Origin of the sequence: Streptomyces sp. NPDC096176 (genome assembly GCF_044763255.1) — a bacterium.
Lineage (GTDB): Bacteria > Actinomycetota > Actinomycetes > Streptomycetales > Streptomycetaceae > Streptomyces.
In genome coordinates this window covers 16,330-42,173 of sequence record NZ_JBIWFV010000021.1, presented here as the reverse complement: position 1 = coordinate 42,173, position 25,844 = coordinate 16,330, and the positions used below count along the sequence as shown (strand labels likewise).

At 69.3% G+C, this 25,844-nt stretch carries 19 protein-coding genes; 10 read left to right on the top strand and 9 right to left on the bottom strand.

Translation table 11 applies throughout. From position 1 onward, the window contains the following. The first annotated feature begins 238 nt into the window (after nt 1–238). From ACIQ7Q_RS33735 to ACIQ7Q_RS33715, 5 genes are all read left to right on the top strand, one after another. Nucleotides 239–607 carry a hypothetical protein gene (locus ACIQ7Q_RS33735; protein WP_403870892.1) on the top strand — a complete coding sequence of 123 codons (369 nt, stop codon included), beginning with the start codon at nt 239–241 and terminating at the stop codon, nt 605–607. A 499-nt stretch (nt 608–1,106) separates the two neighbouring features. Further along, nucleotides 1,107–1,322, top strand: coding sequence for a hypothetical protein (locus ACIQ7Q_RS33730; protein WP_403870889.1), 216 nt, complete (start codon nt 1,107–1,109; stop codon nt 1,320–1,322). A 787-nt stretch (nt 1,323–2,109) separates the two neighbouring features. Continuing rightward, entirely contained in the window at nt 2,110–2,973 is an 864-nt protein-coding gene (locus ACIQ7Q_RS33725; RefSeq protein ID WP_403870886.1) for a S1 family peptidase, read from the top strand. 103 nt (nt 2,974–3,076) lie between these two features. Next, nucleotides 3,077–3,967: a hypothetical protein gene (locus ACIQ7Q_RS33720; protein WP_403870883.1), complete on the top strand. Its 891-nt coding sequence runs from the start codon at nt 3,077–3,079 to the stop codon at nt 3,965–3,967. 283 nt (nt 3,968–4,250) lie between these two features. Next, nucleotides 4,251–4,847 (top strand): hypothetical protein, encoded by a 597-nt coding sequence (locus tag ACIQ7Q_RS33715; RefSeq protein WP_403870881.1) that lies wholly within the window; start codon nt 4,251–4,253, stop codon nt 4,845–4,847. A gap of 201 nt (nt 4,848–5,048) precedes the next feature. On the opposite strand, the gene ACIQ7Q_RS33710 is transcribed toward ACIQ7Q_RS33715, so the two are convergent. Genes ACIQ7Q_RS33710 through ACIQ7Q_RS33695 form a run of 4 tightly spaced genes read right to left on the bottom strand, consistent with a single transcriptional unit; the run spans nt 5,049 to nt 8,903 of the window. Further along, nucleotides 5,049–6,194, bottom strand: coding sequence for a polyprenyl synthetase family protein (locus ACIQ7Q_RS33710; protein WP_403870877.1), 1,146 nt, complete (start codon nt 6,192–6,194; stop codon nt 5,049–5,051). A 17-nt stretch (nt 6,195–6,211) separates the two neighbouring features. After that, nucleotides 6,212–7,426, bottom strand: coding sequence for an enoyl-[acyl-carrier-protein] reductase FabV (gene fabV / locus ACIQ7Q_RS33705; protein ID WP_403870874.1), 1,215 nt, complete (start codon nt 7,424–7,426; stop codon nt 6,212–6,214). Continuing rightward, nucleotides 7,423–7,704: an acyl carrier protein gene (locus ACIQ7Q_RS33700; protein WP_403870871.1), complete on the bottom strand. Its 282-nt coding sequence runs from the start codon at nt 7,702–7,704 to the stop codon at nt 7,423–7,425. The genes fabV and ACIQ7Q_RS33700 overlap by 4 nt, the downstream gene beginning before the upstream one ends. After that, entirely contained in the window at nt 7,701–8,903 is a 1,203-nt protein-coding gene (locus ACIQ7Q_RS33695) for a radical SAM protein (protein WP_403870868.1), read from the bottom strand. Before ACIQ7Q_RS33695 ends, ACIQ7Q_RS33700 begins: the two co-directional genes overlap by 4 nt. Nucleotides 8,904–9,127: 224 nt before the next feature. On the opposite strand from ACIQ7Q_RS33695, the gene ACIQ7Q_RS33690 reads away from it, so the two are divergent. After that, nucleotides 9,128–10,450 (top strand): XRE family transcriptional regulator, encoded by a 1,323-nt coding sequence (locus ACIQ7Q_RS33690; protein WP_403870865.1) that lies wholly within the window; start codon nt 9,128–9,130, stop codon nt 10,448–10,450. Between the two features lie 43 nt (nt 10,451–10,493). On the opposite strand, the gene ACIQ7Q_RS33685 is transcribed toward ACIQ7Q_RS33690, so the two are convergent. Together ACIQ7Q_RS33685 and ACIQ7Q_RS33680 are read right to left on the bottom strand one after the other, a co-directional pair. Beyond that, the gene (locus ACIQ7Q_RS33685) at nt 10,494–10,841 is read right to left on the bottom strand and encodes a DUF6233 domain-containing protein (protein ID WP_403870862.1); all 348 of its coding nucleotides are present in this window, start codon (nt 10,839–10,841) and stop codon (nt 10,494–10,496) included. A 7-nt stretch (nt 10,842–10,848) separates the two neighbouring features. Next, nucleotides 10,849–11,220, bottom strand: a complete 372-nt coding sequence (locus ACIQ7Q_RS33680) for a hypothetical protein (protein WP_403870859.1) — start codon at nt 11,218–11,220, stop codon at nt 10,849–10,851. A 144-nt stretch (nt 11,221–11,364) separates the two neighbouring features. Between ACIQ7Q_RS33680 and ACIQ7Q_RS33675 the strand changes: the two genes are divergently transcribed. Further along, on the top strand, nt 11,365–11,775 hold the full coding sequence (locus ACIQ7Q_RS33675; RefSeq protein ID WP_403870856.1) for a hypothetical protein: 411 nt from the start codon (nt 11,365–11,367) through the stop codon (nt 11,773–11,775). A gap of 3 nt (nt 11,776–11,778) precedes the next feature. Then, a complete protein-coding gene (locus ACIQ7Q_RS33670) occupies nt 11,779–13,353 on the top strand; it encodes a hypothetical protein (RefSeq protein WP_403870853.1) in 1,575 nt (524 codons plus the stop codon). A 72-nt stretch (nt 13,354–13,425) separates the two neighbouring features. Here the strand turns inward: ACIQ7Q_RS33670 and ACIQ7Q_RS33665 are convergent, their stop codons facing one another. Continuing rightward, nucleotides 13,426–13,623: a DUF397 domain-containing protein gene (locus tag ACIQ7Q_RS33665; RefSeq protein ID WP_403870850.1), complete on the bottom strand. Its 198-nt coding sequence runs from the start codon at nt 13,621–13,623 to the stop codon at nt 13,426–13,428. Nucleotides 13,624–13,723: 100 nt separating this feature from the next. Here ACIQ7Q_RS33665 and ACIQ7Q_RS33660 point away from each other — a divergent pair, with 100 nt between their 5' ends. Together ACIQ7Q_RS33660 and ACIQ7Q_RS33655 are read left to right on the top strand one after the other, a co-directional pair. Beyond that, a complete protein-coding gene (locus ACIQ7Q_RS33660) occupies nt 13,724–13,993 on the top strand; it encodes a hypothetical protein (protein ID WP_403870847.1) in 270 nt (89 codons plus the stop codon). Continuing rightward, on the top strand, nt 13,990–15,342 hold the full coding sequence (locus tag ACIQ7Q_RS33655) for a zeta toxin family protein (protein ID WP_403870844.1): 1,353 nt from the start codon (nt 13,990–13,992) through the stop codon (nt 15,340–15,342). The genes ACIQ7Q_RS33660 and ACIQ7Q_RS33655 overlap by 4 nt, the downstream gene beginning before the upstream one ends. Before the next feature lie 49 nt (nt 15,343–15,391). Here the strand turns inward: ACIQ7Q_RS33655 and ACIQ7Q_RS33650 are convergent, their stop codons facing one another. Together ACIQ7Q_RS33650 and ACIQ7Q_RS33645 are read right to left on the bottom strand one after the other, a co-directional pair. Beyond that, complete coding sequence (locus ACIQ7Q_RS33650; RefSeq protein ID WP_403870841.1) at nt 15,392–15,880, bottom strand: hypothetical protein; 489 nt, start codon at nt 15,878–15,880, stop codon at nt 15,392–15,394. 5 nt (nt 15,881–15,885) lie between these two features. Beyond that, on the bottom strand, nt 15,886–25,776 hold the full coding sequence (locus ACIQ7Q_RS33645; RefSeq protein ID WP_403870838.1) for a hypothetical protein: 9,891 nt from the start codon (nt 25,774–25,776) through the stop codon (nt 15,886–15,888). Between the last annotated feature and the right edge of the window lie 68 nt (nt 25,777–25,844).

Genomic DNA, 25,844 nt, shown 5'->3' with positions numbered 1-25,844 from the left:
GCTGCCAGTTCGTCAGCGAGCTGGCCGCCGACCCGACCACCGCGGCGGCCGCCAGCCTTGGAAACGCATTTGGCGGACAACTTCAAGTGAAATGCCAGGACTTCGGCGTCTCACCCGACTTTGCCTCTCCGCAGGTCAAGGCGTTGCCCGGAGGCAGATCGAATGAAACGGGACACTAAGCGTCCAACAGGGCAGCCTGCTCAGGCCGCCTTCCCGATGGCCCCATGACGACGCGTCCATGAAGGTCGTCAAGACGGTCGACGTACTACAGGACACCTGGCCCGTGACCATCGCCTCTACCTCACAGACCTCCCGCGACCGAGCCCTCGGGCGGGGCGCCAGCACACTCATTCCACAGAGCGCCACGGCGTCGCCTGCGGATCAGGCCGCCGCAGCCCTCGCCGCGCTGCGCACCGTTGTCGTACACGTCGGCGTCCTCCAGGCCGCCGCAGTGCTACTCGAGGAGACGGCCCGTACGGCCGGAGACGAGTCGTCCCGGGCCGCCGCACGGCACACTGTGGCGCTGCTGCGGGCTGCCATGCACCTGGAAGAGACCGCGGCTATCGACAGTCCGTGGTTCGCTGTGCCGGTGACGGACCCGTCCTGACGCCGGGGCTAAGCGCAGATCGTGTCATCCGGACGCCGGATTCTGTGTTTTGGTCTCTCGCACTCCGCGTCTTTGCAGGTCAGGTCCTACGGTCCTTGCCGAGCCGCTGTATGTCAGAGTTGCCGTCAGGTGCGTGCGCAGTTACCGGCAGAAGTGGCGTTGGTCACAGCTGAGGTGTGTCCTGCTCGTTTTGAGCTAGCACCGCAGAAATGGGCCTTCCCCCTAAAACGTGGCCTGAGCTGGACTTTCGGCGCATCGGCATTTGTCGGTGCGGGGTGGTATGAGAAGGGAGCCCAACTGCGGTCTCTCGTCCCGTTTTTGGGAACTGTGGGGTGGGGCATCGGCTCGGTGCGTGTGCCAGGCTTCTGTCCAATGACAAGCCCTTCGACATGACGAAGGGAGACCCCTCGTCGAGGCCGGCCCGGAAAGCTATGGCCTCGCTGAGATCTCCCTCTCGCCTGTCGATGGTCACCCGCCTACGTGAAGAGAACGGAGTTCCATGACGTTGCCCACCGACGGTACCGCACCTGGTGCCCGAGCTGATTTGCAGCTACTCGCCTGGATCACAGCGCTCACTGCGTTGGTCGCCATCATCGCGACCTTCATCCTGGCCATGACCGGCCATGGGCAGGAAGCGACCGCTGTCGCAGGCATCGGCGCAGCCATCTGCGCGGCAGCCGGCGGTATCCGAGTGACGGTCAACATCAAGCGCTAGCGCAGTGGAGAGGCCCGGAGACCGCGATCTACCTCCGGGCCTTCGCATTGCGGCAGAGCCTCCGGGAACCGCTCGGAAATGAGGCCGCACCCCCGAACTACCAGAAGGCCCTGCCTTCATGCGCGCACGACCGGAAGATCACCCGACCAGGAACTCCGTTCGACTCGCACGTTCCAAGATCGGTTGAGATACGGCTTCTTACCGTCAGCCGTCCGGCGTCGCCATCGGGACGACCCTCTTGGGAAGACCGAGGGGCCGCTTCTTCTTCTGCGTCTCGCCACGTAGTTACCCGCAACTAACTGACTTGTACAGTGCCCAAAAGTTGTCATCCCCACATCGGCACACATGCCACCAGACGAATCACCCCAGGTCCGATGGCCTCCGTCATGGGTGCGGTCGGCACCGGCCATGGAACGCGCAAGTTCAAGCCATTCGTTGGAACGAATGCATCAGGGCCCGCGCCTGCCCCTAGAGTCACAGAAGTTCGCACGAACGTTCCATTGATGCCGAGAAGCCACCTGGAGTTCGCACAATGAGGCATGCCCAGAAGAGACTCATACAGGCATTTTTAGCTGGACTCCTGGTCACCGTCGCCGCAGCATATCCAACGTCCGCCAGCGAGAGCCCGAAGCCGCTTACTAACCCCTCCCGGGCGGCAGCACTGGCGGCTCAACTGGGCTCCGACCGGACCGGCGGTACGTACTACCAAGACGGGCGACTCGTGGTCACGGTCACTGACGCGGCCGCCGCGCGAACCGTCCGGGACGCGGGCGGAGTTCCCAAGCTCGTGACTCGCAGCACAGCCGAGCTCGCATCCATCCAAGGCGATCTCGATGAGCTAGAAGGCATCCCCAACACGGCCTGGGGGGCCGAGGCCCGCAACAACCAAGTGTCTGTAGCGATCTACGACGGAGTGCCCGCCGCCGACCGCGCTCGGATCGAAAGGGTTGCTGCGGCTCATCCCGGTGCAGTGCGCATCGAAAGGCTCGGCGGCAAGTTGGAGGCAGCAGCGGCCGTCCTCCGCGGCGGCTATGGGATAACGTCCAGCGGCTGGAATTGCTCTGCCGCGTTCAATACCGCGAACTCGTCGGGGACGGTGTACACGCTCACCGCTGGCCACTGCGTAGAGGCTACCGGCAACGTCTGGAACCTCAATGACGTCACGCAGCCCCACACCCGCATCGGCACCCAAACCGCGTACAGGTACGGGGGCACCTGCGACAGTGCTGGTCGCGCATGCGACTGGGCCATCATCAAAAAGGACAACTCCGCCCTCGCAACCTACGGGACCGTCCAATACTGGGGTGGCCCGAGTGCACAGATCTCCAACTCCCGCTACGCGGCCGAAAACGAAGACGTGGACCGTGTCGGACGCACCAGTCAAGACACGACCGGTAACCTCACCAAGACCAGCGCGACCGTCACCTTCACCGACGGGACGGTGCTGAGGGGCATGTACGAATCCAATCTGTGCGGCATGCACGGTGACAGCGGAGGGCCCCTGCTCCACGGCTCGACCGCCCTGGGCATCTTCTCCGGCGGCAGCTACGCCGACAAGCCCTGCGGTGATTCACACGGCCAAGCTGACCGCCGCACTTACTACACCAGGGTCCAAGACGTTCTGAACGAACGCGGCCTTCACGTCTACTGACCGTGCGCTGTGCAGGGGCCTCACTCGTGGAACCTGTCCTGGACCGACCGCGTCAGAGGGGCAACAGAGCTCAGCACGACACCGTCGTTCCCAGGGAGACCATATGCACATCAGGGCATCGCGAATGGCTCGCCTGCTTGTTCTGGTAGCCCTCTCCACGAGCGCTACTTCCGGCTGCGGCAGTGAGAAGGAGGGCCCGGCGGCCGAGGTGGCCACGCACCGTGCCCGGCAGGTTGCCGCAGCGTGGGACGGTTCACAGGCCGCTGATGCGTGGCGGGCCGGCTACTACCCGATGGACGAGGCGGTCCAACTGCCGCAGGGCGGCTTGCGCGAAGCCGACAAGCGCGCCTATCAGGCTCAGAACTATGCCCTGCGAGGCGAACTGCCCACCACCCGGCCGAGGGAAGGCCGGGTGGCTTGGGCGAGCGGTAAGTCGCTGACACGGCCATTGGTGCAGGCACAGGACGCCTACACCAATCTGGCCCGCGCCCGGGTCGACGGATTACCACGCCTTACCGTGACCGGGGCAAAGCTGGATGAGATGGTCCTGACCACCAGCCGCGGGCCCGCGACGGTCCCAGCTTGGTTCTTCACGCTTGAGGGCTATGCCGCCCCTCTCAAGGTCGCTGCTGTCCGCCCGTCGAAACTGCCCCAAGCACCGATTGAGCCAGCCGGCGACATCCCCGTCGGCCAACTGGCTCCGCTTGACCGGCTAGTCAAGATTGAAGGAGCTGAGCGATCCGTGACCGTGATCGCCATCCATGGCGTCTGCGACGACGGCCCAGCCGTGGATGTCCTGGAAACCCGCGGCAGCGTGGTGTTGTCAGCCTTCGTCAAGGACCCGAAGACGGGTGACTGCACTGCCCAGGCGAAGAAGACACAAGTGACGGTGAAGTTGGATCGCCCCGTGCGCGACCGCGTCCTGCTCGATGCGCACACAGGCCGACCAGTGCCATACAGCCAGCCGAACGAGCTCTCGCCGAGTTGGAGCTGAGCCTGACCAGCAGCATGATCGGCCGGACGAGTCCTGGTGCCGGCGTCATGCCACCGAGGCCAGCAGCAAGGGATGAACCGCCCCGGCTCAGATAGAGACTCGATTCCGTGAAGGACTAAACCGCGGGTCGTAGGACAGTGTCTCCGTCAGCGCCGTGACGGGCTTCTGGCTGAGCGGGCGCTGCGGGTCACCACGGATCTGACGCGGTGTGGGATCGGGGCTACTCGTGCGACGTCCCGGCGCCCCCCAGGGACGGCCGCTTGACTTACTGGAACTCGACCCGATGACCGAGCTGCAGATCCGTGGGAAAGCAGAGGTCGTCGCGGGCCTATTCGACCCGCGGGACGACTGGCCCTTCGAGGCCCGCGCTCTGCGCGACGAACTGCTGCAGACGTACGGAACAGCCGACATGCTCCCTGACGTCGCCGGCGGATGGATCGCTCGCTGGCCCTCCGTCAACACCCGGTGCACGTACGCCCGCGGATTCCGGGTCTGTGAAGAGTACGTACGCGGGCGCGGCGGCCACGTGCTCGCCGCCGGCTTCCCGCTTGCCGACGCCTTCGCCCGCCACCTGGAGACCGCGCCGACCCTGCACCGAGTCAGAGGCGGCAGGTGCGGGGAGATGGCGCCGACCGGCAAGCCGCGCTCGGACGCCTCCCGGGCCAACCTGCTCTCCGCCTGCTCCAGCTTCTACACCCACACCGTGCACGCCCGCGCCGCCGAGGCCGATCCGTGGCTCCTGCGGTCCTGGTTGCCGGCGTCGGCGATGACGGCGGTCGCCGTTCCCACGGCACTCGCCCATGCCTCGCTCTGCGCGGCAATGACAGCGACAGCGAAGGCCCGTGGTGCCTCCCATTCAAAGATTCCCCCTGACGGATGATCCTGACGCGCGCGGACGGCTCCGCTCTTCCTCCTCCATTTAGCAGGGCGTTGAACTTCAGGGATGGCGGGACCGGTCCGGACTGACCAGCAGTTGCCGAAGCCAGCGACGGCCGCGGCGACCGGGAGTTACTACGCCCGTCAGACGTTGTTGTCCCTGTTGGGCAGGGGCAACTGGTTTCGATGTGGAAGTCACCCTGTATCAGCTGGTGGCCTGCAGGTCGCTGCGGACCTGCAGGTAGAGGCGGCTGGTGGGGGATGCCGGGTCGTACAGGGCGGTCATGTAGCCCCAGGTGGCGCTGAGCGCGGTCCGTGCGGCGGGCGGCAGTTGCGGGTCGGTGGTGATGCGTGCGCGGGCCTGGGCGTGGAGGTCGGTGATGAGGCCAGTGCAGTGGCGGGCGGCGCCAGAGGCGTCGATGATGCTGACGATGGCGATCAGGTCGTCGTCGGTGCCGTCGAGGTAGGCGAGCAGTCGTCGCTTCTTGACGCCAGTGAGGCGGTCGAGGGCGGCGCGGACGAGGACGGTGCGGCGGCGCCGGGCGAGGTCGGAGGTGTTGGCCAGGGTCAGGGTCTCGGTCGTGTTGGCGTTCTCGGCCAGGACGCGCGCGAGCTCCGTGTACCCAGCGAGGTCGTTCTGCACCTGGAAGCCCTGGCACAGCGGGATGCCAGCCCGGGTGATGTGGTGGAGGGCGTCGTCGTCGATGCCGGTGAGCGTGGCGGCGAGCTGGATGGAGCACAGCAGGTACGGGGCGAACTGGCCGGCGTGGATGCGCAGGATGTCCGCCTCGGTCACCGATTTCGGGTCCTGGCGGACGTCGAGGTGGAGCTGCTCTGTCTGGCCGGCAGCGACGTGCGCGGTGGTGTTCTGGAACAGCTCGGTGAGCCGTGAGCGCAGCGGTGCGGGAAGGCTGGCGTGCAGGATCGGCAGGGGCGCGAGGCCGGCGAGAATGTCGCCGGCGAACAGGGCGGCGCTGGTCGCCTCGCGGGCTCCGAAGGCGGCGGTGAGGGCGTGGTGGGCGGTGGGGTGTCCACCGCGGGTGGTGTCGCCGTCGACGATGTCGTCGTGCAGGAGGATCGCGCCGTGCCGGATCTCCAGCGCGGCGGCGATCGCGGTCAGGTCGTCGGGGTGGACGTCGGTGTCGGCGGCCAGGGTGTGGGCGGCGTGGAGGAACGCCATGCCGAGCAGCCGCTTGGACGGCCGGACCAGGTAGGCCGCGGCCGCGTCGTGCACCTCTGATGCGCTGGCCCTGGCGGTGGCCTGGCGCAGATCGGTGTCGGCGAAGCGCGCGAGGGCGTCTTCAAGGTGCTGCTGCCAGCGGATGAGCTGCTCGTTGGACGGCACAGGCATGGCGTTCCTCCAGGGGTTCAGGTGGTCGGGTTGGGCCAGAGGACGTCTGTCTCAACCGGCGTGGTGTAGTCGATGCCGGGCACGGCGAAGCCGTACAGGCGCCGTACTTCGGCGTGGAACCAGTCCAGGTCGGCGAGGTGGCCGATGGTGTCGGTGGTGGCCGTCTTCCAGCGCTCGGCGGCCTGGGCCTGTACGGAGTCGGTGAGTTCCCAGGTGTCGAGGCGTACGCGGCCTTCGTCGTCGAGGGTGAGCGGGTGGGCGCCGGTGAGCTGGTCCCAGAGCTTGACCAGCTGCCCGATCGGCGGGACCAGGGCCTGGCCGAGGACGCCGCGGAGCAGGCCGACGTAGAGGGCGATGCCGGGGATGGCAGTGGAGGACTGGGTGACGGCCGCGCCGTTGACCGAGGTCACCGCCCGGCCGCCGACCAGCTTGCCGAGCCGTTCGTCCAACGTCCGGGCGGTGGCTTCCAGGTGGGCCTTGGCGGCGCCGATGGTGCCCTGCCGGTAGATCGGGGCGGTGAGTGGCGAGCCGATGTACGACAGGGCGGCGGTAGTGAAGCCGTCGGCGAGCAGACCGCGGTCGGCGAGGTGGTCGATCCAGCGTTCCCAATCCGCACCGCCCATTACGGCCACGGTCTGCTCGATGTCGTCACTCTCGGCCGGCGCGGTCTCGACTTCCTTGACCTCGGGGGCGCCCTGGCCGTCGAAGACGAGGGTCTTGGTGCGGTAGGTCTGGCCGATCGGCTTGAGCACGGAGGCGTACGTGGTGCCGGTGTCCGGGTCGGTACGCCGTGGCGCGGCAACGGAGTAGATGAGGTAGTCCAGTCGGCCGTCGAACCGCTCGGCGAGAAGGTCGGCGACCTGGTCCTTCATGGCGTTGCTGAACGCGTCGCCGTTGAGGAAGACCATGTCCCGGCCGTGGCTGCGGGCGAGTTCGGCAGTGGCAGCGGTCCGGTACCAGCCGGCCGTGGCGGTGCGCCGCTCGGTGGGTGCCTTCTCGAAGCAGACGCCGATACCGCGGATGCCGGCCCGGGCGAGTCCGGCGATCGTAGCCGCGAGGCCGTACCCGGCGGAGGAGCCGATGACCAGCGCCACCGGCCCGTCCCCGTCCGGGGCGGACCGCGGTGCCGGCACCGCCTGCCACATGTCTTCGACGAGCCGCTCGCAGCCGGCCGGGTGGGAGTCGAGGAAGAGGAACCCGCGGCTGCGGGGGTTGATGACGCGTTGGCTCACGAGGGAGTCCTTGGGGTCGGCTCGGACGAGGGCGCGGCCGCCACGAGAGGGGCCACCGCATCCTGCAAGTCTGCGACCGTTCGGATACGCGCAGTGACTTCATCTGGCACAGAGATCGTGAGTCGGGTTTGGAGGGTCACCACCAGTTCGAGCAGGGACAGGCTGTCCACGCCCAGGTCCCGCTCCAGCTCGGCCTCACGTCGCGCGCATTCCTCGCGCGCCCGCCCGGTCACCCACACCAGCGCCTCGACCGCGACCGCGGCGGTGTCGACGCTCATCGCTGACTCTCCGCGGCTGCGCGGTTCGTCCGGGCCATCAGCGCTGCGGGCGGGATCAACGTCGGGGAACGGTGGCCGGTGGTGGTGTCGGCCTTCTCGTCGAACTGGTCGATCAGCAGCGCGCACGTGTCGCAGAACGACGTGCAGGTCGTCTTCTCGGTGAACTCCCGCGGCACCACGTCGTGCAAGGCTTTGAGGCCCCCGCCGGCCCGGACTCGCTGTACGTAGAGGGACGCGGCGGCCCGCGCGAGGACGTCGGTGGCGCGCTCGCGCAGCAGGTTCCCGAACGCCAGCTTCTCCGGCACGTTGAACGCGGCGCAGGTGTACCAACTGCCGTCGTTCTTCAGCAGCGAGGTGGGCAGGACGTACGCGCCGACGGTGGGCGCGAAGCAGTCGAAGCAGTGGTCCATCCACTTCGCGACCGGGGTGTGGCCGGGCCGGTGGACCGGTGCCTGGCCGCCGATCCGGTCGTTGGTGAGGTAGACCCGCATCGTGGAGTGCACGCGTTCGTGCGGGAACTGGCCGTACTCCGACTCGTAGACGGCGACCAGGTCGTCGACCTTGTGCCTGCGGGTGGCCGGGTCGGCGAGCGAGGAGACCGCGACGTTGAGCTCCCGCTTGCTGTAGTGGGTCACCGCATGGTGCAGGATCCGCGCGACCGACTCCAGCGGGGTGTTCTGCTCGCCGATCGACATCATCAGCAGCGGCACGAACAGCGTCCCGTCCAGAAAGCCGGCCTTCTCCAGCCGCTCGAACACCCGCGGACACCGCGCCACGGTGCCCCAGGAACCGTTGGTGGTCAGCTTCGAGATGTCGATGCCGTGTTCGCTGGCGCCCTCGATCAGCTTCAGCAGCGCCCGCCAGGCGGTGAACGGCTCCCCGCCCGTGACCGCAATGGAGGGCAGCCCGATCGACGCGAACTGCTGCAGCAGGAACCGGATCTGCCCATCGGTCAGGGTGCGGCCCTCCGCCAGCGGCAGTGCCCCCATCCCGCACGACGGACAGGAGTCGTCGCACTTCGTCGTGAGCTCCAGTTCGATCCGCATCGGCAGGTACGCCGACGCTGGATCCAGCCCCACCGAAGCCCACCGGGCCCGGACGCGCTCGAACACATCCGCCGACTTCACCGCGTACTTGCCGCGGAACGGTTCGACGGGGCCTTGGCCCTCGACGAACAGATACGACCCTTCCTTGATCACGACACGCTCCTTCACCCCGGCTCACGGCCAGGTGGCGGGACAACGGAGAAGATCGGCACCCGCATTGGCGCCGGACCCAGCGTCTCCACGAGCCGCGGTGCGCGTCTGTATGCCCGGTGTATGCCCGACGCCAGAGCGCGGCGGGCGGGCTTGCCCCACGCCGCGGCGGGGCGGGACCGTTGGACCCGAGACCGGTCGGCAGACGAGGAAGTCGGGAGTCGGAGATGGGCGCGGACGGGGCGCAACGGCATCCGCTCACGTACGTCCGCGAGCAGCGGGGCTGGAGCATGGAGGGCCTGACCCGTCTCCTCGCGCTCGCGGCGCGCCGCCGCGGCATGCTGAAGCAGCCTGGCCGGGACCGCGTCTACAAGTGGGAGCACGGCCTCGCGAGTCCGGGGGACGACTATCAGATGCTCCTGGCCGATGTCCTCGGCATCAGCCAGGACGACGTCGCCGGGCTCGGCTGGCCGTGGTGGCTGCCGGCCTTCGATGCCCCGCACCCCTTCACCGCCCGCGGCACCCACGCCGCCCTCACGGAGGTACTCGTGGCCCTGGACCACCCCGATCGCCGCGGCTTCCTCGTCCTGACCACCGGCGGGCTCGCCGGACTCGCCGCCGACTGGGCCACCATCGAACCCGAGCGCCTCACCGGCGCGCTCGCCGGCCGCCGCGTCGACAAGACCCTGCTCGCCTGGTTGGAGACCCAGACCATCGAGCTACGGGCGCTGACCAACACCAGCGCACCCGAGTGCACCACGCTCGTCCACGCACTTCTGAAGACCAGCATCCAACTGATCCGCACCGGCGTGTACGACGAGCCAACCGGCCGCAGACTGCTCCAGGTCGCTGCCTCTGCCGCTCAGTGCGCCGGCTGGCTCCACTTCGACCAGGGCGAGCACGGCGCTTGTCAGCGCCACTGGAGGACCGCACTGCACGCCGCCCACACCGCGGACGATCGCGATCAGGGCGCTGGAGTGCTGTCCGATCTGGCATACGCCGCCACCTGGTTGAACGAGCCAGGCATCGCCGTCGAGATCCTGGAGCACGCAGCCACGCGCACGCACGCTCCGGCCGCTCGCTCCCTGCTCGACCTGCGTCGGGGCCGTGCACTGGCCGTCATCGGTGACCAGCACGCCACCGGCCGTGCCCTCGTCTCGGCCGAGCGGCACCTCGACCGCGCCCGCTCGGGATCCACGCCGGCGTGGGTGTCCTGGATGTCGCCCGCCGACCTCGCCGTCGACGCCGGCCGCTGCTGGCTCGACCTCGACCGGCCACAACGAGCGGACGTTGCCCTTGCCGAGGGCCTCAGCCTCCTCGACCCGGCCCGCGAGCGGACCCGTTCCGTCGTCCTCGCCTACCGAGCGGAGGGAGCGCTCGCCCGCCGTGACGTCGACGCCGCGGCAGCCGACGCCCGAGAGGCCTTCGACACTGCCCGGGCCACCCAGGCCACCCGATGCATCGGTCTCGTGAGCACGACCCTCGACGGCTTCTCACGGCACCGGGCCCACCCAGCGGTCGCCAGCCTCTATGCCCACGCCGGTCGATGACCAAGGCCGGCGAGTCCGCCGCTATCAGTGCCGACGCTGCCCGTCAGTCGGTCCGCAGACCCGTGTCCGGCCGGCAGATCTCACAGGGCTTGATGTCCGGCTCCAACGAGGCGATCAGCGCCTCCTCCCGGTTCAAGAACGCGCCGAAGCCCCGGTACAAGGTGCAGCCGCCGCGGTGCAGCACAGCGAACGCCTCATCCGATTGGGCGCGCTTCGGCTCGAGCTTCCATGACGATTGTTCCCGAGCGACCTTCTCCCGCCGCCGACGCTGCTCCAGCGCGGCCTCCTCGTCCTTGATGGCCTGCTGGGTGCGCTCGAGCTGGTAGGCCTGGTACTCGGCCACGATGCGGAGCTTGTCGAGGCGGGACAGGTCGGAACGAGGATCGGCCATGGCACGGTTATGCGGCCTGGACGACGCTCAGGGCAGGCGCGGCCGTGAGCCTGGTGACGGTCTTCAGCCGCTGCCGCTCGGCGACCAGCTTCTCCCGGTCCACGCTCTCCCAGTACGGATGTGTGGTGACGGCGACGGACAGGTCGACGCACTCGGCGCGGAGCTGGGCCTCGTCTGCCTTCTGCGGCTTGGTGTAGCCGGGAGAGTCTTCGCGGCCGCCGGTGACGACACCGGTGTGCGGGTGCTCCTCGCCTGCCCACCCAGCCATCGGGTCGACGGACCAGGGCAGGGTGCGGCACAGGGCGGCGTACTTGGAGAGTGCCTGGTGGAGGCGGGTCTGCGCGGCATGCAGGTCGTCGGGGAAATCGGTATCGGCCATGGCCAGAATCATACTCCTGTTCGATTTAGCGAGGCGAGTCGCGCCACGCCGGTTATCCACAGGGGCGGCCTTGTGCACAACCCGTTAGGCCGTCCCGGACGGCGGTGCAACGATCAAGTCCTCACATCGAGAAGGGAGCGATCGGTGGTCAAATCCACGCCTGTACAGGACCTGGAATCTGCGCTCGACGCCGTCGACGACTCAACCGTCCTCACGGCAGCCTGGGACGCTTTCGATCTGGCCACGCGTGTCGCGGACGCGATCACGTGGCAGGGAGGAGACGAGCTGCAGGCGCTGGCAGCAGCTGCGGCCGGCTCTGCCGGACGTGCCCTGCTTCCCCTGCCGGCCACTGGCAGTCCACGGGAGGTGCCAACGCTTCCCGCCGATGCCGAAGCGCTCGAGCCCTTCGTGGCGCTGATGTCTCGCACGCACGCGGCGCTGATCACAATGGCCGACTCGGCCGAAGGAGACGCAGCAGCACAGGACTCCCTGCGGAAGGCGGCCGACCACGCCCTGGCGGCCGCGAACGCCCTGGCTCTCGTATGGGGGCGGTAGGACATGACGACTCTGGGGGAATTGTTCGACGTCGCCGGCGTGCGGCTTCGAGCTGCGGCAGGTACGTCGTTCACCGATGCAGAACCGGTGCACCGCCGGGCCGTTCAGGAACTTGATCGCTTCCTCGGCGATCTGCACAGCAACCTGGCCGGGCCCGACGGGACTGCCGCGTCGCCCAACGCGGCGGACCTCATGCTGAATCTCAAATGGGCACGTGAAGCACTGCGAACGGCGGATCGCCTGCTACCTGGGCAATCCGAGGGGAACCTCGGCGCCGGCCAGGAGCAACTGATCGGTGCCGGGCAGGCGGTGGCCGCCGTGCGGGACTTGATCGAGAGCCATCGGGGGGCAGACGGGGCGCCGGTGACGGCCTACGCCTACACCCTCAGCACGCGGACAGCTCACGACTATCTGGCTCAGCGGTCTGCGGAACTGGCATGGGAGGCCGGCCAGGTCGCACACGCCCTGACGCAAGATGTCGCAGACCCGGGCGTGGTCGCCGCACTTGAGGATGCCCGCGGCTTCCTCGCCAAGGCCAGCGTGCTCGGCCGGGCAGAGACGCGCGAGGCCGACCAAGGGGTGGGGGCCATGCCGCTCGCACTGCCGGTCGAACCGGTGCAGGCCAGTTCGTCGGATGCGACCAGCGCCGTTACCGCTCGCCTCGGCGAGGACTGCGATCGCCTGAGCCGGGTGGCCTTCGAGACACTTCACGACCGGTCCGAGCACCGTATGAGCGGATCAGATCTTCAGCAGCTGTCCCGTTGGACGGCGATGGCCCGGCTGCTGTCGGGTCGGGTACTGCTCCGCGTTGCCGAGCAGAGCCACGATGCGCCGGCGACACAAGCTCTGCAGGGGGCTGCGGAAGCACTGAGAGGCTCGGCGAAGGCCTGGCAGGAAGCCGCGGCCGCCTGGCACCGCGTGGTCGACGTCTCCGATCCGCGAGCACATCCAAAGCTGCCGCCGCCGAGCTACGAGATCGTCCGACTGGGCCAGGTGGTGAAGCTGCCCAGCGTCATGCCGCATCCGGCCACGATCATCGCGCACACCTCCGTCGTCCGGGTGGGCCAGTTGCTGTACGGGGCTCAGTGGCGACCCGAACAGAAGCCGGGCGAGGCCCGGCCACCCCAGGCGATCCTCGACGACGCGCGGGAGGTCGGGGGCATCGCCGCTTCGCTGTACCGGTTGCCGGCGACGGGCTGGCAGATTGCCACAGCGGCCCCGGTGATGGTGCGCCGAAGCCAGGCCGGCCTCGTCACCGACTCCATCGACCACCGCCCGCGCGAGCTCGATCCCCGGATGCGTTTCTATCCCGTCCGCCCCCGTCAGCTGGAGGAGCTGAACAGTGCGTACCGCAAGGTGCTGACGACCGAGCAGGCGGCGGCCGCAGCCCTCCTGGAAGTCGCCAAAGCAGCCGGGACGCCGGTACCCCGTGCTCTTCTCGACCTTTCGGCGCACCGTCTCCTTTCGGAGCGCGGCGGTTGGGCACAGCAGGCCTCTCGGCCCGCGGTACGTCAGCAGCGCGAGGCAGTGCGGCATGTGGAGCCGCCGGTGCGCAGGCCGCGAGGACGGAGCCTGTAGCCGGCGACACGGTGGGAGTGACCACCGGCACCAGGCCGTCGCCGGTGGGCGACGGTGGTCCCGCGCCGACGTTCAGCGGCGTGCGGCAATGTGGTCGAGGAATGCCATCCAACCGGATTTGCTGATGGCGGCGCTCGGGATGGCGCTGTCCTTGGAGTCCCGGACGTGTACGCCGCGTTCGGTGAACGAGACCTCAACGCATGCGTCGTTGTGGTTGTCGCAGTAGGAGCTCTTCAGCCACCCCGATGGCTGCTGAATGTCTCGCTGCATTTCGCACCTGCTCTCTCGTGGGCTCAGGGATCCATGACGGCTCGTCGGGAGTCTAGGAGTGCGGCGACTTGATCAAGAGGACATCCGAGAAGGGGGAACCATGACTGAACCGACCCAAGGCCGGAGTGGCTGGACCTTGGAAGAGGCCAACCGGTACGAGCGTGCGCGTGCCCTCGTCAGCGCGGTGATCGCCGCGTACTCGTCCCGCATTGGAAAGGCCTCCCGCGAGGACGCTGCCATCTTGAGGAACCAGCAACGAACCTATGTTCTGGAGCGAGGCCAACTCGGCGTCCATGACCGGGCCCAGATCCAGCGGATCCTGGACGACTATCCCCCTCTGCTGCGGCGTGTCCGGGAAGGGGAGCAGTGAGCCAGCCCTCAGAAGACCCGTTCCCGCGGCGCCTGCCCACGGAAGGCACAGGGGGGATCGACGAACTCTTCATGGAGTCGGTGCTGCCGACCGTTGCCGGGTCCAGCTCGGAGACGCCCACCGTCCTGTTCCTAGGAGGTCCGCAGGGATCGGGAAAGTCCTCGGCCAAGAACGTCGTCGCGGAACAGCTGGGCTTGCGGGATGCCTTCCAACTCGAGGGCGATGATCTCTACGACTTCCACCCGCACTATCAGGACCTCGTGCGAGAGCACGATGGAGACGTGTCGCTCGCCATGAAGATGTGTGCGAAGGACGTGGCAGTGATCAGAGGCCTGCTGCGCGAACATCTACGCGCCGAGGGCATGGACGCTGTCGTCATCGGCCCGTTCGTCGGCCCAGACCACATCGAGCCCTCCATCCGTGACTGGAACGACGATGTGCGGCCCTACCGTGTGCAGTTCGCCTACCTGGCTGTGCACTCTGCGATCAGTCAGCTGTCCATGGTCTCTCGGCATCATGGCGCTCTCCAGCCGGGCGGGGCGGGCCACGCTCTCCTGCCGCCGCTCGAGTTCCACGACATGGGGATCGAGGAGGTGCCGAACATCCTGGAGAACCTGGAGCGCACTGGATTGGCTGACGCGCTCCACGTGATCACCAGGGACGGTGTCGTGTTCAGCAAGGAACGGGATCAGGACGGGGTCTGGCACCCTGGCGCAAGCGTCCGCGAGGCCTTCCTCGAGGCGCGGGAGCGGCCCTGGGACCGGAAGACGATGTCCTTCTTTTTCGAGCAGCGCACCGAGCTGGAGATGGCGAGGTGGCCGGAGTGGGGAGATCGCCTGGCACGGGCGGATGCGGCTGCCGCGCAGGCGTTCGAGAGGGCCCAGTGGCGCGGGACCTCCGGGCAAGGGCCGCTCCTGCAGATGCTGACGGACCCCGAGTTGACGGAGTGGTCGGGACAACTCGGCCGTGCGCTGGGCAGTGCGCGCCGTCCCGATCCTGCGCCGCCGTCACTCGGTACGGAGGACGTGATCCGCAGGCTCGCGGAACAGGGTGCGCCGGACGAGGTTGTCGCGCGGGCGAAAGCGTCGGCCCGTGAGGATCTCCACCATGCCCAGAGCGAGGCTGCCCGCGGCCGCGAGCAGGCGCCCCGGCTTCAGGGCCAGCAAGAGGCAACGGTTGCGGAGATCGGCCGCCGTGCCAGCCTCCCGCCCGCGCGTCGTACTGCGGAAGCCGTCGTCCGGCAGCAGTTGCGTACCGTTCCAGCACCGACACGCTCGCAGTCTCCGGCGGCTGGCATGCGGATCAGTCTCCCGCAGCCGAAGCATCCCAGCAGCGGCCAGTCGCTGTAGTCACGCGGGCGGGGTTGGCTCTGTTGGGGCCAAAGGGCCAACCCCGTGGCTAGCGGGTGCGGCCGGACTGACGCGGCGCTTCCGCGAGTGGTAGTGCCACCATCGGCGGGGGCGAGTGGCGGTGAGGCGGCGGCGTGAAGGAGCGCCGAGCGCGCTCGGCGTCCTCGGCTTGCTGCTCGGCAGGGCTGAGCTGTTGACGTCGCTGCCGCTCGGTACTGACCTGTTCGACGTGCTTGCGTAGCTGGGCCGCATGGCCCCCGGCGCGGCCTGTCTGTTCGCGGGCGAACTGCTGATCCTCCTGAATCGCGCGGCGGGCCCGGTCGATCGCCTCGGGAGGGGCTCCCTGCTGAATCAGTCTCTGGACGATGTCGAACGTCCCGCTTGGCACTGGCGGCATGCTCGCCATGCGGCGGGTGGCCTCCTGCGCACGTGCCAGACGTGCCGCCCGCTCCGCTATCTCCTGCTCGGTCAGCAGCCGCAGAGGCAGCGGCGTCTCCAGGGCCAGAGGCGCCACGCGCTGCGGTTCCGGGGCTCCCATGCTCACTACAGCGACGCCCTGGGCCCCTTGGCCGCAGCCGCGGCCGGTACGGCCACGCTGGGCGCAGGTGCCATCTGCTGCGGCACGGCCGCCTGCGTAACACCCGGCGGCAGAGTGACGGCAAGGCGACCGCCGTGGACGGCAGCGAGGTCAGCCAGGGTCTTCAACGCGGCGACGTCGGCCGGGGCGAAGCGGCCCTGCTGCTCCAGGGCTTTCATGACGACCGCGTTGGCTTGCTCGGCGACCGCGCCATAGGGGCCTGCGGCCGGACCGGGGCCGTCCGGCAGATCCGCAGTCGGCAGCTGCTGCCACGATCGACGGAAGTCGCTCACCAGGGGGTGCGCAGAGCGCGCGAGTTCCTCGCCCATGGGCGTGGTGGCCCAGGTATGGAACTGCTGGGCGATCTCTCGTGAGGCGCTGACCGCATCCTCACGGGAGGTGTAGCCCGTCAGGATCTGGCGGTCCCGGACATCGCTGGCCGGCTGTGCGGCCGTGGCCGCTTCCGGGCTCTGGTGCTGGGGGTTGCTGTAGGTGAGCGCTGCCTTGCTGACCTTCAGCAGGGCTTCGGCGCTGGGCAGCTCCTGCGTGGTGGCTCCGGCCCGCAGCCGGTCGGCGGCCGCCTGCGCGACGCGGGCGATCGCTTCGCAGGCCCGGACAGACAGGGCGCGCATGAAGCCCTGGACACGCACGTCATCGCGGAGTTGTTCGAAGTAGGCGCCGGCCTTCTCCCGCAGGACATTCCATACGTGGCCTGCGGCGCCTCGCAGTGTCTGGAGTTTCTGCCACTCCGGGAGGCTCCTGACGTCCTCGTGGCGCTCGGCTCCTGCGATCGCCTCGTTGAGCGCTTCTGCCGCCTCCTGGCGATCGGGCACCGGGTGGGTCGGTTCTGCACCATCGGGCTGGTCGACGGGTGGAGCGCTCTCCGCTGCTCGCCATTCCTTTGCATCTTCGGGCGTGGGGAAGTCCAGGAATGGCTTGACGGACTCCCACATCTCGTCCGCCATGGCCTGATCGTCCGGAACGTGGTCGTCGAAAGCCTCTCGGAGCTCGGCTCCTGCTGCATCCAGGTCGGACGGCTCGATCGGGTCGGCAGACTCGAAGCCGATCCACCACGGGAAGACGTCATCATGCGGCTGGCCCGGGGACGCGGCGGGGTCGGGACGGGAGGCCCGCGCGGCCTCTTCTGGCTGGACAGTCATCGGCTTCTCCCTGCTTAGGGGTGGTCTGTCGGTGGTCGTGCCGTCGGCGGATGAAAGGTTGGCCGGCTCCTCGTGCGACGGTTCAGCAGGGGCATGACGAGGGGGCTCCACCAGCGCCGGCGAAGGGGATTGGGTCTGCTGGCGTTCTGCTTCTTCGGTGACGAGAGCTTCGAGGTACTCCTCGCGCTGGTTGCGCGCCTCCTCGGCTGCGCTGCCCAGCCATGCCTCCAGGGACTCGAATCGAGGGGGGATGCGTCCGGTGCGGGCGTACTGCTCAACTGCCTCCCCCGGCGGCCCCCCGGCTGACTCGGTCGGCACATCCGACAGATCGAGCTCGCCCGGGGTGGGCTCTGGCGGGATTGTGGGGGCGGGGGATGCCTCCGGCTCGCCAGCCAGTTCGGCCGCCTTAGGTGCGGCCTCTGCGGTTGTGGCCTCGGCCGGTTCGGGTGAGGGGGCGGCGGCGTCCTGGTCCTCGCGCTCGCTGGCATCGGCTTCCGGCGCGGCCTTCCCCACTGGGGGCGCGCCGTCGTCGACTGCCCTCGGCTTACGTTCCGCGACTCCCGCGGTGTCCACCACGTTCTGCGCTGCCGGAGTCTCCTCGGCCGTCGACGCCCGGTCAGCTTCGGCGGAGGCTGCGGGCGCGGGCTGGTCTGGGGAGGAGTCGCCGGTGGCTCCGAACAGATCGAGCTGCCCGTCGTGGGAAGGCGTGGACTGCGGCGGCAGCGGCTCGCTCGGCGCGGGCGGGCCGTCGGAGGAGGCAGTCAGGTCGGGCTGTTCGTCGTCGGCGTCGGCCGCCGGCAGGGATGGTTCGACCGGGGCGGCGGCCGCGGGCGTTTCCCCTCCGTCGAGCTCCGCAGCCGTGTCCGGACCCGCAGGTGACGCCTGCGGGGACACGGGAGCCTCGGCAGGCTCCGCCGCGGGCTCGGCGGCAGGGGCGAGCGGCTGTTGCGCGGCGCTCTCCTGCTGCTCTGGTACGACGGGCGGCGTCTGAGCCGACTCGGTCACGGAGGCCCCTTCGGCGGCCGCGGACTGCTCCGCCGCTCGGGCGAGCTCGGCGACCGTTGCCTGGGTACGGGCGGCCAGGAGGTGAGCCGCCTCGTAGACCTCTTGCAGCGGGTGGAGCAGTTCGTCGTCGACAGCCGACTCGAGGGCCTGACTCCAGGCAGCCACCGCATAGATTCGGCGCAGGATCTCCTCCGGGCCGCCCAGTGCGTCACCCCGTAGCGCGCCCGCGGTTTGCGCGTGAGCCACGCGCAGCTCGGCGATCGGGTTCTCCGGGGTGCCGAAGCCGTCGGGGCGGGCGTCGCGGTCCTGGGCGTTGTAGGCCTGGACGGTGGGCAGTTGGCTCCACTGCTCGAAGGCGGTGTTCAGCCGGTCGATGCCCTGCTCCATGTCGTTGTCGTCGGTGTACGGCGGGGCGTCGAAGAACGTCGGCAGCTCCTCCAGGTTCGGAGGGGTGACGTCGAGGACCGGCAGACGCACGGGTTGCTCGGCCCGCTGCCGCTCGTCGCGGGTGGCGTGCACGACGACGGTCCGGCCGGCGGCCGCAAGGACCCGCACCGCGGTATCGACGCGGGCCCGCCGCGTCGGCTCCTTCCAGGTCCGGGGCAGGTACCAGCCTCCGACCTTCCGGGACTCCTTGAAGCCGCCGCCGGTCCACATCGCCGCCCGGGCGGTGTCATCCTCTGGCCGTACGCCAAAGACGAGGGTGTCGGCACCGTTGTGCAAGATCCAGACCGGGTCACGGCCCTGGTCATCGAGCGTCGGCCGGTGGACCCGGTTGCCGTAGACGACCGCATGGTGGTTGGCCATGCGCTTGGCCACGGTGGCGCCATCCTCGGTGCCCCGGACGATGTCACCCTGGACGTCGCCCAGGTAGCGGTACTTGCTGTAGCTCCACTTCGCCGTGCCGACCTCTTCGCCCACCTCGGTGTAGAGGCGGACGGTGCGGCCTTCCTCGGTGTAGTGGTAGCCCTCGGCGCCCGGGACCAGCGAGGCATCCTCGGGGAGCTGCGCGGACTCCTCCGGCACGCTCTCCTCGGCGTAGGTGTGCTCGGCGTCGACCACGGGGTCCGTGGTCGTGGCGGGCGCGGCCGCCGGCGGCGGGGCGTACCGGTCGCGTGCCTCGGCGAGCTGTTCGTCGGTCGGGGGCACGGTCTCGCGCAGCGCGTCGGCCAGGGCGTCCATCGCGGTGCGGATGGCCTGGTTGCGTTCGTCGCGCCGGAAGTGGATCTCTGCGGACAGGTTCCCGTACTGCCACCACGGCTTGTACGGGTCGCGGTTGGCGGTGTTGTGCGCCACCGCGGCGTCGATCCAGGCCGGGAGTTCCTCCCAAAGGATCGTGGTGGTGACATCGCCCTGTTCGATGGTCAGCCCGTCCGCGCGGGTCGACAGGTGGACATCGCCGTCGCCGCGTAGGGCGGGCGGCAGCTCGCTGCTGGTCGAGGCGTAGAAGGCGGTCGTCGGCGTCTGCTGCTGCTCGGTGATCCACTCCCGTACGCGGTCGGTGGGCATGACGCCGGGCTCCGTGCTGACCGGCTGGCCGTCGACCGCGACGGCGCTGACCAGCCCGTGCACCTGGTCGTCGCTGAGGATCGCCATGATGGCCCACCCGGCGGACTGGTGCGTGCGGGCGGGCTGCGGTCCGCCGATGTGGCCGACCATGACGCGGTCGCCCAAGGCGTCGACCAGGTCCTGCAAGGGTGCCTGTCCGGCGGCGTCGGTCGACGGGTCCGCCGGGGCGGGGGCAGGTTCCGCCGTGTCCTCGGCGGGCGCCTGCGGGGCCTCCGGCCCGGCCTGCGGGGGCGCGAGAGGCGTGGCGGACTCCGCGGGCTCCGGTACCGGCTCCGAGGCAAGGCCCGGGTCCGGTGGCATCTGCTCAGCGTCGGCGTACGGGTTCGCCTCGGGGCCGGGAGCGGGCTGCCCGGAGTTGCGATCCGGCAGTGGCGGAAGGTCGATGACCGTGCCGGGCGGGGCGGCGAGGATGGCCTCCAGGTCGACGCTGCCGACGGCCGACCCGGATTCGGTCATCAGGTTCGTCAGGCTGATCGCGACGTCGCTGAGCTGGTTCGCTGCCTGCAAGCGCGGCAGGCCGACGTGGTACATGACCCAGTCATCGACGGCGGGCCCGTCGCGGTAGATGCCCCCGAGTCGGTTCGCCATCTCGCCCATGCGCGCGACCAGGTTGGGCAGCGGATTGTCGGCGTCGTACTCGTAGCCGTAGCCGGGACGGGAGATGTAGACGGCGGCCGCGGCCGTGCCGAACAGGCCGTGCCGCCGGAACAGCGGCTCGTAGTACCGCAGGACCGCAGCGACCTGCAACATCTCCGGGGCGGGCGCCGGGTCTGGATCAGTGGCGGCCCGGGCCTGCCGCCAGGCGATCCCTGCCGCCTCGGCGAGGATCGCTTGGCGCGTGTCGGCCCCTTCGGGGTCGAGCCAGGCGCGCAGCCACGCCGGACGGTCCTCGGGAAGGTTGGCGCGCTCCAGGGCCCACTCCTGTGCCCATCCGGCGAAGCCCTCGCGGAACGGCTCACCCCCGTTGGTGTCGATCTGCGCCCATGCCTGCACGTCAGCGTCGGCGGCCGCAGCCGTGGTGAAGGCACGGACAGCCTCGTCCCACTGGCGCGGATCGGTCAGATCAGGGGTCCGCAGGTCCACGTCCGTGTGGTCGACTACGCGGGCGCCACCGATGGTCTGACCCTCGCTGACGACGACGGCGGTGCCGCCGAGCATCCCGGCCATGGCGGTGGCGTCGTGCATCGCCATCTCCGCCTCGGTCATCTCGCGGCCGCCGTCAGCGGCGGCGCCGGGATCGAACTGCGGGCCCGACCCGCTCTCGCGGCCGGAGGCGATGGCGGCCCCCGAGATCTGCTCCTCCAGGGCGGCCTTGCGCTCGCGGACCGCTTCCAGCTCGGTGTGCTTCTCGAAGGGGCGCCCGATGTGGGACCGGGTGTCCTCCAGCGCCGCACGCTGCTTGACGACCCTCTGCTCGATCTCGACCGGGGCGGTCACAGCTTCGTCGGCGGCCTCCCCCAGCGCCTTGACGATGCGCCAGGACTGGCCCTTGCCGAACCAGCTCAGGTTCAGGCGGACGTCGACCTGGTGGCCGCCCGCGACCAGGTGCGCCCACCCCTCGTACGACATCCCGCCGAACTGTTGGCGCCGGTGCCAGGTGAAGCCGACGTTCAGGCCGCGCCAGAGGTAGCCCGCGTCCAGGTCGAGGGTGGGCTTGGAGCCCTGTGCGGTCTGCGCGAGGACGCCGGCGACGTCGTCGGGGTCGATGAGGCGGCCGTCGGCGGTGCGCCATGTGTCGTCGTCCCCGGCGGCGGTGATCGCGTCGGCCATGGCGCGCATGGCGGGCAGGGTGCGCTCCGCGTCGCGGATCTGGTCGGAGAGGACTTCGACCTTGCGCTTCATGCGGGCCTGCGCCTGCCGGTGGCCGTCGGCCTCGTTGAGGAGCATGGTCAGCTCGCCGTTGACGTCGGCCAGCTCCAGCAGCATCGGGTTGCCCGTGGCGACGGCCTTGGCCTGCCCGAAGCCCGCCCCGACGGGGTCGATCTCCTGGATGACACGGCCGACCTTGCGGCCGGACATGATCTGCACGATGGGCCGCTGCTTGCGCTCCAGTTGCTGGAACATGTAGCTGTCGAAGCTGTTCAGCGCGATGTAGCGCAGGAACTCGACTTCCATGTCGAGGTCGATGAGCAGGTTGCCGGGCCGGTCGAGTCGGCCTTCGCGTTGTTCCCACTCGGCGGGCTTGTGCGGCGGGTCGACGTGGTGCAGCGCGATGCCGAGGGTCTGGACGTTGACGCCCGTCCCGCCCTTCTCCGAGGACATGAACAGGACGCTGACCTTGCCCGCGCGGGCGTCGCTGAACAGTTGTTCCTTGGCGAGGTCACTGTTGTAGTCGTGGATGAGGCGGATGCGCTCGCGGGGGATGCCCGGCAGCCCTTCCTCCGGCAGGCCGTCGATCAACCCCCGGCGGATCTTGCCGTAGACCTGACTACCGCGCTCCTTGCTCGGGGTGCCCAGGTCGCAGAAGAGGAGCTGGAGGCCGCCGGAGACGTCGTCCGGATAGCCGGGGAACTTCAGGTCCTTGGTGCGCTCGTGAATCTCCAGGACGTTCCTGATGACGGCCCCGACCTTGCCCGGGCCGTCCGGCTCCATCCCGACCAGCTCAAGGTCCAGGGCGGCTTTGCGGCCGTCCGTGATGACGTTGAGCATGTTGTCTTCGAACGGCTTGACCTTGCCCTGCTGGATCAGGTCGATGCGGTCGGAGATCGAGCTGACGTACTGGACCAGGTTCGGGGTGGCGTCGACCTCCACGAAGCGGTCGACGCGCTTGGGCCGCTTGATCTTGAACGCTTCGCGGGGCCGCAGCTCCGCGACCTCCGCGAACATGGCCAGGGCCTCGTCGGCGTTGGTGTACTCCACCGGGCGTCGCTTGAGGCGGAAGCTGACACCGTCGACCCCGACCTCCGGCCGGGACTCGAACTGGATGAAGTTCGCCGCCCAGGCGTCGGGACTGCCCAGTCCCAGCTTCTCCAGCCGCTTGGGCATCGTGTAGTGCTTGAAGACGTACATCTCGCGCACCGAGTTCGAGATGAACGTGCCGCTGTAGAGGGCGGCGACGTTGTCCCGGCCGGTGCGCTCGCGGGTGACGATGAGCTTCAGGTCGAGGTCGGTGGCCCGCTTGGACGGCTTGCCGAGCGACATGCCCTCGGTCGTGGCCGGCAGGGCGAGGTTCTTGAACAGGTGCGCTTCGTCGACCTGGAGGAAGTCGACGCCCAGGTTCTCGTACGTGACACCCGCGTCGGTGGCCTTCGAGCGCAGGTCGGACGCGCGGGCGTCGAACCGGTCGACCATCTTGGCGATCTCTTTGATCCGCCGCTGGTTGGCGTCGTCGCCGTCGATCGCGCTCAGCGCCACGCGGTACTCGTTGGCCAGCTCCTCCAGGTAGGTGGCCTCGGTGACGGGGTGGACCCCGAGGCGGCCGAAGCTGTTGTGCGTCATCACGATGGCGTCCCAGTCGCCGGTGGCGCACCGGGCCGCGAACAGCATGCGCGAGCGGGCGTCGGCGAGGTCCTTCTTACCTGCCATGAGGATCTTGGCGTTCGGGAACAGCTTCTTGCCATCCCGGGAGATCTGCTCCAGCAGGTGGTTCGGGACGACGATCATCGGCTTGTTGACCAGGCCGAGCTGTTTCAGCTTGACCGCCGTCATGAACATCGTGGCCGTCTTACCGGCGCCAACCGGGTACGGGCACAGCGAGCCCTCTTCCGCGCTCAGCACGCGCTGGACGAAGTCCCACTGGTGCTCGTACGGCTTGAACTCCGGGTCCATGCCGTCGACCGTCAGGTGGGAGCCATCGTGCTTGGGCAGGACCGTGCTGTTGAAGGTGCGGTTGTAGTCGGCGGCCAGACGGTCCGCCCGGTCGGGGTCCTCCCACACCCAGCTCGCGAAGCGGCGCATCAGCGCCGTCATCTTCGACTCCGCGAGCATCGTCTCCTTGTCGTTGCGCACCCGCCGCGATCCGCCGTCGGCCGTGCGGAAGGTGTCGTAGACCTTCGGGGCCTGCCCGTTCAGCGCAAGGTCGAGCAGCTCGAAGGCGTTGACGCGGGACGTGCCCCACTCGCTGGTCGCGGCCTCCGGGATCGTCATCGGCATGTCGACGTTCCACGTCGCCGTCTTGGCCACGTGGATGATGTCGACCCGTACGCCCAGCATCTCCTCGGCGAACGCGGTGACGTCCTCCACCGGAATCCACGGGGCGCCGAGCTTGGCCTTGATGTCCTCCGGCGGCAGCGGTTCGGGCTGCACCTCGCGCAGGGCATCGACGTGCCGCTGGAGGTCCTCGCGGCCCTGCGACAGCAGGAACTCGGCGCGCTCCAGCTTGTCCACGACCGGCCCGGACAGGTACGCGCCCCGGGTCAGCAGCTCGCCACTGTCCGGGTCGGGGAAGACCAACTCCCCGAGCGCCCCGGGCACCTGGTCCTCTTCGATCCCCAGGAGCTGCGCGATGGTGGGGACGTCGATCTTGTTCTTGAAGTTGAGGCAGAGCGACAGCGCCTCTTCCGGTGTCTCCGCCGCCGTGGGCCGCTCGATACGGCGGTTGACCCGGCGCAGGAGCAGCGGGGCCTTGTCCGCCTTCTGCGTCTCGTCGTCAAAGTCCTCCAGGGCGAGGACCGAGACGACGTCCGGGTCGCGGCGGAACCCGCCCAGACGCGGGTAGCGGCGGCTGACCGCCTTCTCGCCCGTCTCCTCATCGACCTGGCCCTCGGTGAGGGTGAAGCGGTTGATCGGGCCGTGCGCCTTGACGTAGGCGTCGTACAGCCGGTTCACCTCGGCGCGCAGCGGGTCGAGCTGCTCGTCGGGGGTGTCGTGGTCGGTCTCCGCCTCAATCAGTTTGAGCGTGGCGTCGCGCAGCGCGATGAGCTTGGGCAGTTCCTTGCCCGCGCGCTCAACGGCGACCAGCTCGCCGTCGACCACCTCGTGCGGCTTGCCGTCCACGAGATGGAACGAGCCCTCCTTCCGACCGTCCTCACGGACGGGGAAGGGCAGCGTGTCCTCCGTGAACGGCTGCGCGCCGATCGCGACCCGCCAGTCGCGACCCGCGTCGCGGGCCGCCGCGGTGATGCCGTCGAAGGCCTCGCCGAGCGCGGCCGCGAGGTCCTGGCCCTCCGGGGGCTTCACCGCCAGGGTGTGGCCGAACTGGGCGGCCCGCCTCTGCTCGAACGTGCCGAGCACGTTCTCCGGGTGCTGAAGGAAGTAGTTGTTGGCGTACTGGCCGGAGATCGTCGGGACCTCGCTGACCTCCATCCAGCTGTCGTCCAGCGGGCCGTCGGTGTCGCGCCGGCGGACGATGAGGATGTCGGCCAAGACGCCGGTGCCGCCCTCGGCGAGGGCACCGTTGGGCAGCCGGACGGCGCCCAGCAGGTCGGCGTGCTTGGCGATGGCGCGGCGGGCGGTGTCGTCCGCGGCGTCCATCGTGTAGCGGGAGGTCAGCAGGATGGCGACGCCGCCGGGCCGCAAGGCCTGCACCGAGCGCCAGATGAAGTAGTTGTGGATCGAGTCGGTGACCGCCTTCGGCGCGGTCTTGTCGTGGACCTGGAAGTTGCCGTATGGCACGTTGCCCAGGACGGCGTCCACGCTGTTCGACTGGAGTCCTGCGTCCTGGAGCCGGGCGTTGATGATCTGCGCGTCCGGGTGCAGCAGGGCGGCGATGCCCGCGGTGGTCGGGTCGCGCTCGACACCGAACCACTCGACCGGCATCCGGTCGGGGGTGTGGTTGATGAAGGTTCCGGCGCCGCAGCCGGGTTCGAGGATGCGGCCGCCGCGGAAGCCCAGATCGCGCAGGGCCGTCCAGCAGGCCTCTGCGATCCGGTCGGGGGTGTAGTAGGCGGTCGGCGTGCCCTGTTCGGCCTGCCGGTACTCGCGTGGGGACAGCAGACGTTGCAGTTGCTCGCCGATCTCCGCCCAGGTTCCTTCGCGGCCGTCCGACAGGGCGGGGGCGAGCGGCCCCCAGCCGGGCCACTGACGCAGGGCGGCGAGGTCTTCGGCGGTGGGCGCGGTCTGGTCCTCGCGCAGCCGGAGCAGGGTCTCGATCGCCGTCAGGCTCGCGCGGGCGCGTCCGATCGGCCCCAGACGGGCTTCCGACTCGGGCGTTTCGGGGGCAGGGGCAACCGGAGTGACGGACATGTCGTTCTCCAAAGCGGCGGGCCCGGCGCAGCCTCAGCGCCGACGTCCCGAGGGCGGTCGGGAGGACA

Bases quoted from the DNA above. Each gene is read 5' to 3' on its own strand.
- ACIQ7Q_RS33735 (WP_403870892.1), top strand. From the start codon at position 239: ATGAAGGTCGTCAAGACGGTCGACGTACTACAGGACACCTGGCCCGTG.
- ACIQ7Q_RS33730 (WP_403870889.1), top strand. From the start codon at position 1,107: ATGACGTTGCCCACCGACGGTACCGCACCTGGTGCCCGAGCTGATTTG.
- ACIQ7Q_RS33720 (WP_403870883.1), top strand. From the start codon at position 3,077: ATGCACATCAGGGCATCGCGAATGGCTCGCCTGCTTGTTCTGGTAGCC.
- ACIQ7Q_RS33715 (WP_403870881.1), top strand. From the start codon at position 4,251: ATGACCGAGCTGCAGATCCGTGGGAAAGCAGAGGTCGTCGCGGGCCTA.
- ACIQ7Q_RS33710 (WP_403870877.1), bottom strand. From the start codon at position 6,194: ATGCCTGTGCCGTCCAACGAGCAGCTCATCCGCTGGCAGCAGCACCTT.
- ACIQ7Q_RS33700 (WP_403870871.1), bottom strand. From the start codon at position 7,704: ATGAGCGTCGACACCGCCGCGGTCGCGGTCGAGGCGCTGGTGTGGGTG.
- ACIQ7Q_RS33690 (WP_403870865.1), top strand. From the start codon at position 9,128: ATGGGCGCGGACGGGGCGCAACGGCATCCGCTCACGTACGTCCGCGAG.
- ACIQ7Q_RS33685 (WP_403870862.1), bottom strand. From the start codon at position 10,841: ATGGCCGATCCTCGTTCCGACCTGTCCCGCCTCGACAAGCTCCGCATC.
- ACIQ7Q_RS33680 (WP_403870859.1), bottom strand. From the start codon at position 11,220: ATGGCCGATACCGATTTCCCCGACGACCTGCATGCCGCGCAGACCCGC.
- ACIQ7Q_RS33670 (WP_403870853.1), top strand. From the start codon at position 11,779: ATGACGACTCTGGGGGAATTGTTCGACGTCGCCGGCGTGCGGCTTCGA.
- ACIQ7Q_RS33665 (WP_403870850.1), bottom strand. From the start codon at position 13,623: ATGCAGCGAGACATTCAGCAGCCATCGGGGTGGCTGAAGAGCTCCTAC.
- ACIQ7Q_RS33660 (WP_403870847.1), top strand. From the start codon at position 13,724: ATGACTGAACCGACCCAAGGCCGGAGTGGCTGGACCTTGGAAGAGGCC.
- ACIQ7Q_RS33650 (WP_403870841.1), bottom strand. From the start codon at position 15,880: ATGGGAGCCCCGGAACCGCAGCGCGTGGCGCCTCTGGCCCTGGAGACG.
- ACIQ7Q_RS33645 (WP_403870838.1), bottom strand. From the start codon at position 25,776: ATGTCCGTCACTCCGGTTGCCCCTGCCCCCGAAACGCCCGAGTCGGAA.